A 13,782-nucleotide genomic window follows, 5' to 3' on the forward strand; every position below is an offset into this window, starting at 1 on the left:
CGAACAGTCTTTATTCAATGAGCTTTCACAACTTATTGAACAAAGCCAACGGCAAGTATTTTCATATGCTAACAGTACTCTTACCGTACTTTTCTGGCAAATAGGCCAACGCATTAACGAGCAAATCCTTAAAAATAAACGAGGAGAGTATGCAAAACAGATTGTGTCGACAGTGTCGACACAATTGAAGAGTCAATATGGAAGGAACTTTGAGATAAGGAACTTGAGAAGAATGATCCAATTTGCTGAACAATTTACAAACCTCACGACCATATTACCATTGTCAAGGCAGTTAAGCTGGTCACATTTTGTAGAATTATTGCCACTGAGGAACCAGGACGCAAGGCTTTTTTATGCACAGGCAGCTGCCGATCAGGCGTTGGGTATAAGGGAACTACGGAAACAAATTGAAACTAAAACATTTGAGAGGACAGGTATTGCGAATATACAAAACACAAGTAACCATCCCGCTATTAATGACAACTTCAAAGATCCTTATTTCTTTGACTTTTTGGGGTTACGAAACACCTATATGGAAAAGGATCTGGAAGAAGCCATACTTCGGGAATTAGAGGCTTTCATATTGGAGCTAGGTAAAGGATTTGCTTTCATCGAACGTTAAAAAAGGATGATTATTGATGGAGAGGATTTTCATTTAGACCTTTTGTTTTACCACCGAAATTTAAAGCGTCTGGTAGCTGTTGAGTTGAAACTGGGAAAATTTGAAGCCCAACACAAAGGTCAAATGGAACTGTATTTAAAGTGGCTGGATAAATACGAGAAGCGAAAGGGAGAACAATCCCCGATTGATTTAATCTTGTGCGCTGAAAGCAGACGAGAACAAGTAGAATTGTTGGAAATGCACAAGGATGGCATTATGGTGGTGGAATATTGGACAGAATTACCGCCTAAGAAAGAGCTGGAGAAAAAAATACATCATCTCTTTATTGAGGCTAAGGAAAGGATTGAACGTAAGAAGGTGCTGGAAGGATAGCACAGCCAATTATGCTTCGAATGTGGCAACATGAGGAAATTGATCGTTTGGGTTTTACCAAAATATAGCTGGCAACCCACGTGGCGAATTGCGATTCGATGATACTGGCTGATTTTTCGAGGTCTGAAAGTAATAAAAATAAATAAGCATCCATACTTCTCTGGATAGCATAATTGTACTTTTTTGAAAAATACCGCGCACTGTTAACAAGGAACACCAGGGCAACCCTGCTGTTCGTTCAATCACCTTTACATTTCTCACGCCTCAAAACCACATTACCAACGGAAAATCCTGCCGATGAGGCAGAAGGGGGTGTTTAGGAAATATTCTGAAGCTATAGGCACAGGAACCGGAAAATGCCAATGGCGTTTTACAGGCAAAAACAGCCCTGCTACCATTAACGGTAACAAGTGTGAGCTCCTGCACGAACACATAGTTGTCGGTGTCTTCTTTGAGTGAAAACACCGCTTCCACTCCAATATCCTTCACATCCATTTCGCCGGTATACAATGTTACTTCAGCTGAGAACTCCTCGTTATACGTATGAACCTGGCTTGTATTGGCAGGTTCTTTTATGTTCATGAGGTGTAATTGCCCCCAATTGGACTGAATGTTCTTTTTCCAGCCTGCCAGCATTATTGCTTCCTTATATTGATCGGACAATAGTTGCCGGCTTCTGTTGTATAATTTTTCATAGCAAATCTGGTAATCCGCCACTACCCGCGGCATGCTGTAAGTGGGCGCCACCATAGCCATTCCGGCTTTTATCCGGCTAATCCATTTCTGAGGTATGCCACTGCTTGTACGATCAAAAAACAACGGGATAATTTTATTCTCCAACAGATCATATAAAGTAGCGGCGTCGTCCAGGTCTTGTAATTCCTCGTTATCAAAAATTGCCGTACTTTCCAATGCCCAACCTGCCTCTTCCCGATAGGCTTCTGCCCACCAGCCATCCCTGGTGCTGCAATGAAGGACGCCATTCCAGATCGCCTTCATACCACTGGTACCGGATGCTTCCCGTGTCAACCGGGGGGTATTGAGCCAAACGTCTACCCCCTGCACCAACAGACCAGCCAACTCCATATCATAATCTTCCAGGAATAACATTCTATTCTCAAACTCCGGCCTTTTGGCGGCGACAATTACCTGTTTCAGCATCGCCATTCCTTCTTTATCTCCCGGATGGGCTTTTCCTGCCAGAAGAATAAATACAGGACGCGTTTTGTCCTTTAATATTGAAGCCAATCGCTGCACATCTGTAAAAAGTATCTGTGGTCTTTTATAGGACACAAAACGTCGCGCAAATCCGATGAATAGCGCATTTTCTTTAAATTCATCCAATATCTGTCCAATTCTGGCGGGACTTTCATGACAAGCCAGAAGCGCCATTTTCAATCGTTCCCTGATAAGTGGCGTCAGGCTTTTCTTAATAGCCATCCTGGTTTCCCAAACTATATTATCGGGCATAGCCATCATAACATTTGCCACGTTCTCCTGGCAAATCTGCTGTTTCCATTCTTCTGCCATCCAGGTCGGCACATGTATACCATTTGTCACGGCAGTAATATGCAATTCCCCCGGTCTGAAATCCTTCCAAAGCGCCTGCAAGATGCGGCAGGTTTCGTGTTGATGTAATTTACTGACAGCATTTATTTCCTGGGATAACCGGGCTGCCAGATAAAACATAGAAAATTTTTCATCGGCATTTGTTGGATCTACCTTGCCCAGCGCCATTATCTGATCCCATCCGATATTAAAATCCTGAGGCAGATAAGATAAATAGGTTCTCAACAACTCCTCATTATACAAATCAACAGCTGCCGGTACCACTGTATGCGTAGTAAATTGCGTAGTAGCGCGTATTATTTCGAGTGCGGCTTCGTACGGAAGATTCACTTCGCGCATCATCATACGCATTCTTTCAAAGCCGGTAAAGGCTGCGTGCCCTTCATTGATGTGGTAAATATCCGGATGTATGCCCAATAGTGTCAACATACGTACTCCCCCTATGCCCAATAATATTTCCTGCTTCAAACGGATATCCGGTTCATTATTGTACAACTGCCCGGTAATCTGCCGGTCATCTGCATTGTTGCCCGTTACATCCGTATCCAGCAGATACAAGGTGGTACGCCCAATTGCAATCTTCCACACAGCCACCGACATGATGCGTCCCGGAAAAGCCAACTGCATTAATAAGGGCGATCCGTCATCATTTTTTACAGGATATACCGGCAGATAATCCAGATCCAATTGATCAGGCATCGCTAACTGCTCTCCCTGAAAAGTTATTTTTTGTGAGAAATATCCCTGGCGATACAGCAAACCGACAGCTATCATATTCAAATTGCTATCACTGGCGCCTTTCAAATAATCACCGGCCAGTATACCTAACCCACCTGCATATAACTTCAACAGAGGGGATAAACCATATTCCATGCTAAAATAGGCCACAAGCGGTCCCGTTCTTTCCTCAGCGACCTTCAAATAATTATCAAACTCCTGTTCCAGCGCAGTAAGCCTGTCTATAAACGCTTTATCACTTTCCAGGCGCCGTATCGTCTTATAGCTGAGGTTTTTAATTAATTTAATAGGGTTCCCGTGATACCGTGCCCATGCCGCAGCATCTATATTTTTAAACAACCCGTATGCATTGCGGTTCCATGTCCACCAAAGATTGCTGCTTATCTTCAACAATGGCTTCAATGCAGTCGGCAACGCTGATTGAATCTCGATATTCCGCCAAACGGGCCGTTGTTCAAGCATACCGTGAGACACCGTTACCGGCACAGCCTGTGGTTTTTCCCGGAAAAGGCTTTCTCTTTGCCCGCTCTTTTGCAAGGCAAAGTCATAGGCCATTTTATATCTCTCTATAAGCCGATTCCACCAAAATTTGCGGCTGATGGCAGCCGCAGCAGCTCTATATTGCGCTATCGTTTCATCAGGCTGGGCGGCATAATTGCGAACAATATCAGCTATTTCTGCGCTGATATATTTCTCATTATTATCATTTCTTTCCACGACATAGATTCCTTCTCCCGTGAAATCCGGCAAGCGGCTTACCGCCATGCCGAACCCCGAAACTGTGGTAGTAACGGCTGGTATATGGAATGCCAGCCCCTCCAACGGGGTATATCCCCAAGGTTCGTAATAAGAGGGAAAGATAGCGAGATCAAAGCCTATCAGTATGTCGTAATAAGGCATATTAAAAATGCCATCATCGCCATTTAAATAGGTGGGAACAAATAAAATTTTTACCCTGCTGCCGGGTGCATTGTCAAGTTTGTGTTGCCGGATGCTGTTTAAAATCGGATCTGTATCTGCCCCCTGCAGGTTATGCGTAAGCACCTCTCCGGTTCGCGGATGCGTGAGGTCTGGTTGTTGCAGGCTGCGTTGTAATATTTCACGGGGACCGGTTTGATGGGCAGGCACGAATATTACAGCCAAAATAGTTTTATCAGGCTGCTGTCCTTCATTGAGCAATGCCATGCTGTTAATGAAAACATCGATACCCTTATTCCGGAACTCATACCGGCCACTTTTAATAACCAGCAGGGTATTTTCCGGCAATGCTTGCTGCAATAGGGCGGTGGCTACTTCCAGTATCTTCTTCCTGGCGGCAATGCGTTTGTTTGTAAAGACTGCCGGCGGAGGGACAAAAGAATCATCAAAGCCATTGGGTGTAATAAAGTCCGGTTGCCGCCCTAAAAATTTCTCACATTCGCGGGCAGTAAATTCACTTACTACGGTAAAGCAATCAGCCATATTTGCTGCCGTCTTTTCCAGGGATTGTTTTGCTACCACGTTTAAATCCCTGGCCATTTGCTCCGCATTGAAAGTAGGAAACCGGCTATAAAAAGGCTGTCCGCTCCCGGCAATAGCCCTTCCCAGCACAGTGGCATGGGTAGTAAATACCGTGGCTATCTGGGGTATTTGGTCTTCCAGGTAAAGTATACCTGCGCCTGTCATCCATTCATGAAATTGTACGATGATCTTGTCTGTCGAATTTAAGTGATATTCATAAAAACAGGCAATCACTTTTGCAGCGGCATAACCAAATAAGGCCGGCTCTATATAGTCCCACTGTCCGCTCAGGGAATCGAGATGAAATTTTATCCATAATTCCGAGAAGATCGCATTCTTCTGCTGATAAAGCGGGGTAAAGTCTATCAACACCACCAGTGGTGCACCAGGAATATTCCAACGTCCAACCCTGATTGGTAATCCTTCCTCCAAAGCGTGTGCCCGCCAACTGGTAAAAAGAAGTTTGTCCTCCGAAAATTCAGGATTAGTGCCTGTGGCGGTATGCAAATCAGGGCCTATCATAATCAGCTGGTCGTTCCACTCTTTTTTCAACAGCTGCGCCTTGGTGCACAATACTGTATGTATACCTCCTACCTTATTGCATACTTCCCAGCTTACCTCAAAAACATAGTCTGGTTTTAGAAGAGTATCCTTCATCCATTAACTTTTTTTTCTTTACCAGGTATTTATCAAGTTGCAGCGAAAAATCTGTCAATACATTCATATAATTCATAAACGCATCAAAAGGCGTGTCATATGGGCTGAAATAACTGTGCACGGCACCATCCGACAAGGATTTTGTGCACATATAGTAGAAATGATCACTGGTTTGAAGGTACAACCAACTGCGTCTTAGCTGTTCATTTCTGCAACTTTGCATCTTCTGTTCAAGCGAGTATAAAACACTGAATGCATCCTGCTGCAAATCATTCCCCAGCCATGCAGACAGATCCCTGGCTTCATCTGCCCAGGATACCGGTTGGGGCATAGATAAAGCCGCGATGGGAGGTAAGAAGGTAGTAGCTTCATGAGGGGTTACAAACCGATAACCTGGCTTTGAGAATACTTCCCCGGGAAATGCTTCCAAAAATTGAAAAATACCAGTTTCCTTTGTATGATGTTCGCCGAAAGTTTCGTAGTCCATAAAAAGATTTACAATAGTTTCCTGCGAAGGCATCGCATGCAGCCATCCTGCAAATTTTCCGGCAGCCAGCGGCCAGTGCTCCCAGTTACGATCAGCAAACCTGAATGCGATATCATCGCTTAGCCGGTAATTCTTTAACAACAACTTCAGCTCCGGAGAAGAGGCTGCCCGATAAATGTAATTGGGACTTTTCCAATGTAAAACATGCGCAGCTCCTTCCGTCAGCATTGTCGTAAATCCCATACGATGAACCATATCGCCAATGGCATCAGTGTATATCAGTTCTGTATTGCGAAATGTCACCGGGCGTTGTCCGAACAGTTGAGCTATTTTATCCGCATGCGCTTTTATCTGTGCCATAAACTCTATTTCACTTCCAAGCGCTGCCAGCGAATGTCCATAGGTTTCTCCCAGGAATTCCACACACCCGGTATCTGCCAGCTTCCTGAAGCTGTCAATTACTTCTGGCGCATATCTTTCAAATTGATCCAGGGCGGTGCCAGAAATGGAAAAGCTGACGTGAAAACGGCCGCCATATCTTTCTATAAGATCCAACAAGAGCTTATTGGCGGGCAAATAACACTGCTGTGCTATCTGTTGCAATATAGTGTCATTCATTTCCTCATTAAAATAAGATCCACCCCCACCTATTTCCGCAAAAGAGAAGGGACGTAGCCTGAATGGTTGGTGTACCTGGAAGTAAAGGCAAATATATTTCATAACAAAAAAATTACAACCAACTAGCAGCAGGAAGATCTGCTTAACATTTACAGATTCAGCAAGCTTTCGTATAATTCCTTCATCAATTGCGCTTGTTTTTCCCAGCGCAATGCGGCAACCTCCTTCCCACTCTCCCTTGCCAACATACCCGACAACCCTTTATACTGTGCCAGCGCATAAATAGCATTGGCCAGGGCATCTGTGTTCCACCAATCAACCTTTAGCGCATACTGCAATATTTCCTGAACACCGGATTGCTTTGATACGATCACCGGTACACCAGCTCTGATAGCTTCCAGCGGTACGATGCCAAACGGTTCTGATACCGACGGCATCACCACTACATGACTCTTTGCCAGTAACTGCTCGCGCTGCTGGTCTTTGAGAAAACCTGTAAAATGGATATTGGACGATATTCGCAAGCGAGCCGCCATTTTCATCATCGCCGGAAGCAAATCTCCATTTCCAGCCATAACGAATCTGAATCCTTTATCAATCTTTAATATTCTGGCAGCTGCTTCTATAAAGCTGGCAGGTCCTTTCTGCCAGGTAATTCTGCCAATAAAGGTCACCACTTTTTCCCTGAATGGACTGACAGCCGGCATGACAGTTCGGGGACTATTATCCACTGCATTGTGAATGGTGACTACTTTCTCCGGCGTTATATAATATTTGTGGATGATAGTTTGACGTGTAAATTCGCTTACGGCTATGATCTGATCTGCCTGCAACATACCTTGCCGTTCTGTTTCGTAAACCTGCATGTTAATGCTATCACCGGCCCTATCAAATTCTGTGGCATGTACATGAACCACCAGTGGCTTTCCGCTGACTTCTTTTGCCATAATTCCGGCAGGAAAAGATAACCAGTCATGAGCATGAATAATGTCGAAACTATTGGTATCTGCTATTTCGGCAGCAACAAGCGCATACTGCCAAACTTCCTTCATAAGGTCCTTACCATATCCCCCGTTGAAGGTGTAATGGGTGGTTTGTGTTTCATTTTCCATTTCACCGTGTTGCGACTCTTGAAACGCTGCGGGGTTATGTTTTGCAAACTGATCAGGACTAAGATAGGGCACCAGGGGACAATTCACTTCAAAGAAAGTAAGTGCACCAGAAAAGCCGGCAGCAGTATCCCGCCTAACAGGCATAGGGACGGCTGCTGCGCTTACCAGCTTCATTTTACCTGTATCTTCATTACCCTGAGCTTTCGGCACTACAAATACTACATCCACATCACAAGCCAGGAGGCCTTTACTGATGCCATGACAGGCGGTGCCAAGACCACCTGATATATATGGCGGGAACTCCCAGCCGAACATGAGGACCTTCATTTTTTCACGCTTTTACTATCATATCATTGGGTAATAAAATGGCTTTGTGTTGGTATTGTTTAATCAAATCATTCATTCTTAATAATTCTGCCACGCTCCACGCCTGAGCCACAGCGCCTCCGGCTTTATGGGGAGGATCGCCATCATACACTTCAGCAAGGGAGTAAAGACAATATTCATCCAATGCCTTAACCATACCGGCATAAAGTTCCTCCAACAATGGCAGTGCTTTATATCCATAAACATTCAGATAACCTTCGGTAAAATGTCCCAATAGCCAGGGCCAGACGGTGCCCTGATGATAAGCGTGATCGCGGGCCTCCTGGTCTCCACAGTAATGTCCGCAATACCGGCTATCTTCCGGAGATAAGGTGCGTAATCCCCTTGGTGTCAGTAGCTGTTCCCGGACCTTATCGATTACCGCTTTTTGCATTTCCGGCATCAACGGGGTATATGGTAACGACACTGCCAGCAATTGATTAGGACGCATCGCTTTATCTTTATAATTACCGTTGACATAATCAACCAGATATTGTTTTTCTGCATCCCAAAAGCAACATCGGAAAGCATCGGCTATTTTTTCAGGCGGCAGTCCCCATGTGTTGATAAAGTCCACCTCTTTTGCCAACTTCGCCAGTTGCAGGCAAAAGCAGACCGCATTATACCACAAAGCATTTATGTCGACTGCTTTGCCTGCGCGCGGTGTCACAGGACCATTAGCTGCTACTGCATCCATCCAGGTAAGTGCATACCCATCTTCGCCGGCGTATATTAACCCATCTTCTTCCATCTTTATTCCGAAGCGGGTGCCGTTTTTATAATGATGTAAAATGGACTTCAACTGAGGCCCATACTCTTTCCATACCTGCAAAGCATTGCCGTACCGCTGTACATATTGTTGCAACGCCCATATACACCAAAGGGATGCATCAGCGGTATTGTAGGAAGAATAACCCTCCGCAATTGTATTAGGTAAAAGACCATCTTTTAATTCACGCAGCAGGCCATTTAAAACGGATTTGAATCCCTGGCTGTCTCCAGTGAGTAACATCAATCCCGGTAACGCAATGCAGGTATCACGCCCCCATCTTCCAAACCAGTAATAACCAGCTTTAATTGCCAGATCGCCGTTGGTATTCACTATAAATTGCCGTGCAGCATTCATCAAATAATCTTCGAGCGACGTCGGCACCTTTTTCTCCGCCAATAGCTGATCAAAAGCAGGTACTTTAATCACGCTGGCTTCTTTCAGGCCCGCAGAAAATATAACGGATTGCCCCGGACAAAGACTTATTTCAAAATACCCTGGCCGATACAAATCTTCACGAAATTCATATCCCCGTTCCGCCTCCAGCGGATACTCCACATTAAAATGCCAATCCGGCGCCGGAACAAACACAGCATCAGCCGATAATTGCATATACAATGGCATATAAGTGGAATATAACTGCATTTTTATACCCTGCTTAATTGGTGTTACTTCTTCTTTTATATAAGCATTAGCCTTACTAAGTGTATGCATATTGCGAAAAGATAAAAGAGGCATCAGCTGTAACGTAGCAGGGCCGGAAGCGTTTATCAGGGTATATTTTATCAGTAACTGGTCATCTTCAAAATTCAGCAGCAATTCTTTCTTTAAACGCAGAGATCCCGCCTGATATATCCATTGGGGAACCGGCGGCCCGGTAAACTCGAGGATATACCGGTATCCTTCCGGATAATAAACACCAGGGTAGCAGTGCATCGCCAATTCCCAGGTTCCGCTTTCGTCGCTTATCGCTTCATCCAATGCAGATAATAACACATGTCCATCACCGTCAATCCGGGGCTGTGGAACAACAAACAAGCCATGATACTTCCTGGTATTACAATTGCCAATAGTTGATGCCACATAACTTCCACCTTTCCCCGTTAATAAATATTCCTTTCCCATAGCTCTCAGTGGATCATTCAAGCCACTAAAATTTGTCTGTACACTATCAACTGCTGACATAAAAACCGATTATGATTTGATGATCACAAGGATTCAATACCGGGTAATTAATGCGATATGCTGGTATTCCTGTAATGCATCATTTTTCACAAACTTTATCTCCCCATTTTTTTCAATGACTGTTTTCATGATTTCATCTACAACATCAATAATAACGCGATAATGGGATTTAGGTGGTTTAAGGAATAATTTCTCCCCTTTGATATCTGTAAAAGCAGGACATGCATAATCTTTCTCAACTATCAACTTAAGTCCCTTTCCTTCTCTTGCAGCTTTCCATACATGTTTTAATCCCTCAATTACCTGGGACCTGTCTTTTTGCATCAACTCAAGTAAACTTATGTGTTCCTGATTGTCGACCCATGCACGTACAGATGCCCAGGCCCGCTTTTCAAGCTCATGTAATGTTGAATAAGTATAATTACCATTAAAAGTGGCAATGATGTTTTTAGTATGGTACGAAACATCTTCCAGTATGGCAATATCTTTCTTCGGGCCTGCTATTACTAACGGAGCGGAACTGATGTAACCTCCCAATACCTTGTCTGCCTCCCTGTAAAAGCTCTTCAAGCGATCAGCCTCTATAAAGGACTTATCTTTCTCAAAATTCTGCAATACAGCATAACCAGCATAGGATGAGCCACTGGCCGGCCGGCTATATTCATATTCCTGTTGAAACGACATTGGAAAATGATCGTCCTTTATTTCTTCCAGTTTATTTATAGTCCCTCTAAAACATGACACCTTTTTCCTGTTGATATGTAATAAAAAATAGTCAACAGCATAATGCTGCAGAAAGAGTAATTCCCTTATCTCAAAAGCGTCGCCAATAGATATTTTTTCCCGTACCGGGAAAGGAAAACTGAAATACATGTTAATCTCAGGTGAAATATAGATGCCCACCCCTTCCATTATAGGATCATTGTTCTGAACAATTTCATTACCTAACTGCCGTAACGAAATCAACAATCTCTCTGTCAGTGAAGCCGGATACATTCCCTGCAAAAAATTACCGGTCTTTTCTATGGCTTCCTGCATTACCAGGTGATCTGTTTTCTTTTCTTTTCCCGACAGGGGCACGATAAGAGATATACAGGGATCACCCTTTTCCTTACGCAAACGGAGTAATTCTTCTGGTAACATAACGCTTCTTTTTAGTTGCTTAATTATATCATTATGCCCATATATGACTTTTATTACTTCATCTCTAAAGTAACTTCTACGCTAAATAAAGCCATTTCATGACCGGAAATTATGACAACCATCACTATCATTATTGATGCTCGTCACTAATGTTGTTTATTTGAAAATCATTGGTCTTTACCAGGCAGGTAAGCGAACTCTACCTAAAAACAGTGACATATGCAGTAGTATATGTCACTGAAACAGGCTGGGGTCCTGGCTCATTTCTGGCGGAAAAAAAGGGTATGATAGGACTTCACATGTGCAGATGCTGCCTTAAATAGGCTGCCGTTGCCGAGGTGCTGTTTTTCAACAGGTCAGAGACAGTTCCCGTGAACAAAATATAGCCTCCGTATTTTCCAGCACCGGGGCCAATGTCAATGATCCAGTCGGCATGTGCAATAACGTCCAGGTTGTGTTCGATCACGATCAGGCTATTATCCTGATCAACCAGGGCATCCATAAAATCCAGGAGTTTTTGGGTATCACTGGGATGCAGCCCTGTACTTGGTTCATCGAGAACAATTATTCTATTGGAGTGCTTTAACTCCCTTGTTAATTTCAGCCGCTGCCTTTCTCCGCCGGAAAAACTATCCAGCCGCTGCCCCAGGGCCAGGTAGCCCAATCCCAGTTTGGATAGCATGTCAAATGAACCGGCGTACAATTCGTCCGGGAAGAAATCAATCGCCTCTTCAACCGTCATATTCATTATTTCAGCGATGCTTTTGTTGTGGTAAAGATATTTCAGCACCTCTGGCCTAAACCCTGAACCTCCGCAAACTTCGCAGGGCTGTTCGATATCGTCCATAAATGCCAGGTCAATTCTTTCAACTCCTGTTCCCCGGCAGTTTTCACAGGCTCCTTCGCTATTTCTGCTAAAAAGTTTTGGGGAGACCTTGTTCGCTTTAGAGAACCGTGCCCTTAAATCATCAGACAAGCCGAGGTATGTGACCAGGTTGGATCGTATGCCTGCAGCAAATAAGGATTGGTCGATAATAGTTATCTGGGGATAAAACCTGGGCAGCACCTTGTTGATCAGGGTGCTCTTGCCTGAACCGGCAACCCCTGTAACAACTGTCAATACATTTTTAGGAATTTTTACGCTGACGTTTTTGAGGTTATGCAGGTGCCCGTTTTCGATTTCCAGGTATCCTTTTGCCTTTCTTTGACGGTGATTGATGCGGGGTTTTGTTGCAAAATACAGTCCTGTTTTTCCGGTTGACTTTTCTAATCCTTCAAAAGAGCCTTCATAAACGATTTCTCCTCCATACTTGCCCGACTGCGGCCCCATATCGATCACCCAATCAGCGATTTTGATAAGATCGGGGTCGTGTTCGACAACGAGTACGCTATTTCCCTTGTCTTTTATCTGCCTGATGACCGAGGCGATATGCTGCAGGTCTTTGGGATGCAGCCCGATGCTGGGCTCGTCGAAAATATAAAGCAAATCTGTAAGGTTGTTGCCAAGGTTCTTGACCATTTTTATACGCTGGCTTTCGCCGCCCGAAAGCGTATCTGTCCGCCTGTCGAGCGTCAGATATTGCAGCCCGATGTCGACAATGTTTTTGAGTTTATTTTTAAGTTCTGTAATGATGGTTTCGTAGGAATCGGACTTCAGCGATCCGACAAACCCGAGCAGCTCGTCTATTGAAAGCGCGGTGCAATCCGCAATATCTTTGTCGCTGATTTTACACGACAGTATCTTATCGTTCAGCCGCTTGCCACCACAGGCTGGGCAAGGCTTCGTTATAATAATGTTCTTCAGGGCCTCCTTACGCGTGATATTTTCTTTTGATTCTTTTTTCAGAAACGCTTTTTCGATCCGGGGTACTATGCCTTCGTATTTCACGGTTTTTCCCCATTCCTTATGCGGCTTGTGCGGTTTGTGCTCGGAAGCATTTAATAGTATATTCAGTTCTTCCGGGGAATACTTTTCCAGCTTCTTGTCGTTATCGAAATAACCAGAAAGCGTATACCTGGTCAAACGCCAACCACCTGGCTGGAAAGTAGGAAATTGGATGGCGCCTTCATTCAAAGACTTATCCTTGTCTATCAATGCATCGATGTCAACGGTCTGAACAAAACCAAGCCCTTCGCATTCCGGGCACATTCCCAATGGGTTGTTGAACGAAAACGCATTGGAGTACCCTACGAACGGCTTTCCCATCCTGGAAAAAAGCAGTCGCAATGATGCATAGACATCCGTAGCTGTTCCTACCGTTGACCTTGCGCTCCCACCAAGCCTTTTCTGGTTGATTATAATGGGAACATTCAGGTTTTCGATTTTATCTACATCCGGCACTCCGATATGCTGGAGACGGTTCCTAAGAAAGCTGCCCTGCGTTTCGTTAAACTGGCGTTGGGCTTCTGCACCTACTGTTTCAAACACCAGCGACGATTTTCCCGAACCGGAAACTCCGGTAAAAACGACAATCTTGTTTTTGGGTATCGCCACCGAAATATTCTTCAGGTTATTTTGCCTCGCATTGGATATGGTAATCTGCTTCATTTTGGTTAACTTTAACAATAATTAACAAAGTTAACTATTATTTTTTTAATGGATCGGAATCAACGGGCATTTTATAACGTATTTACAGATTTGCAG

Annotated in this window: 6 protein-coding genes and 1 pseudogene; 1 reads left to right on the forward strand and 6 read right to left on the reverse strand. The window is 44.2% G+C overall.

Features of this window, described 5'->3' with window-relative positions; all coding sequences use genetic code 11:
- The first annotated feature begins 34 nt into the window (after positions 1 to 34).
- Positions 35 to 994 (forward strand): annotated as a pseudogene (locus HGH90_RS31740) (PDDEXK nuclease domain-containing protein).
- Between the two features lie 264 nt (positions 995 to 1,258).
- Here the strand turns inward: HGH90_RS31740 and glgP are convergent.
- From glgP to HGH90_RS05955, 6 genes are all read right to left on the reverse strand, one after another.
- Positions 1,259 to 5,458, reverse strand: a complete 4,200-nt coding sequence (gene glgP / locus HGH90_RS05930) for an alpha-glucan family phosphorylase (protein ID WP_169190627.1) — start codon at positions 5,456 to 5,458, stop codon at positions 1,259 to 1,261.
- The gene (locus HGH90_RS05935; protein WP_169190628.1) at positions 5,421 to 6,665 is read right to left on the reverse strand and encodes a glycoside hydrolase family 57 protein; all 1,245 of its coding nucleotides are present in this window, start codon (positions 6,663 to 6,665) and stop codon (positions 5,421 to 5,423) included. Before HGH90_RS05935 ends, glgP begins: the two co-directional genes overlap by 38 nt.
- A 47-nt stretch (positions 6,666 to 6,712) precedes the next feature.
- On the reverse strand, positions 6,713 to 8,002 hold the full coding sequence (locus HGH90_RS05940) for a glycosyltransferase family 4 protein (protein WP_168767596.1): 1,290 nt from the start codon (positions 8,000 to 8,002) through the stop codon (positions 6,713 to 6,715).
- A 4-nt stretch (positions 8,003 to 8,006) separates the two neighbouring features.
- A complete protein-coding gene (locus HGH90_RS05945; protein ID WP_169190629.1) occupies positions 8,007 to 9,995 on the reverse strand; it encodes an amylo-alpha-1,6-glucosidase in 1,989 nt (662 codons plus the stop codon).
- Between the two features lie 33 nt (positions 9,996 to 10,028).
- Entirely contained in the window at positions 10,029 to 11,138 is a 1,110-nt protein-coding gene (locus HGH90_RS05950; protein WP_168767594.1) for a hypothetical protein, read from the reverse strand.
- A gap of 295 nt (positions 11,139 to 11,433) precedes the next feature.
- Positions 11,434 to 13,686, reverse strand: a complete 2,253-nt coding sequence (locus HGH90_RS05955) for an excinuclease ABC subunit UvrA (protein WP_168767593.1) — start codon at positions 13,684 to 13,686, stop codon at positions 11,434 to 11,436.
- Between the last annotated feature and the right edge of the window lie 96 nt (positions 13,687 to 13,782).

It is taken from the genome of Chitinophaga sp. Ak27, from assembly GCF_012726295.1.
Classification (GTDB): Bacteria; Bacteroidota; Bacteroidia; order Chitinophagales; family Chitinophagaceae; genus Chitinophaga.

What these genes read in the sequence shown, in the direction of transcription:
- HGH90_RS05935 (WP_169190628.1), bottom strand. Translation starts at nt 6,665, where the DNA reads ATGAAATATATTTGCCTTTACTTCCAGGTACACCAACCATTCAGGCTA.
- HGH90_RS05940 (WP_168767596.1), bottom strand. Translation starts at nt 8,002, where the DNA reads ATGAAGGTCCTCATGTTCGGCTGGGAGTTCCCGCCATATATATCAGGT.
- HGH90_RS05950 (WP_168767594.1), bottom strand. Translation starts at nt 11,138, where the DNA reads ATGTTACCAGAAGAATTACTCCGTTTGCGTAAGGAAAAGGGTGATCCC.
- glgP (WP_169190627.1), bottom strand. Translation starts at nt 5,458, where the DNA reads ATGAAGGATACTCTTCTAAAACCAGACTATGTTTTTGAGGTAAGCTGG.
- HGH90_RS05955 (WP_168767593.1), bottom strand. Translation starts at nt 13,686, where the DNA reads ATGAAGCAGATTACCATATCCAATGCGAGGCAAAATAACCTGAAGAAT.
- HGH90_RS05945 (WP_169190629.1), bottom strand. Translation starts at nt 9,995, where the DNA reads ATGTCAGCAGTTGATAGTGTACAGACAAATTTTAGTGGCTTGAATGAT.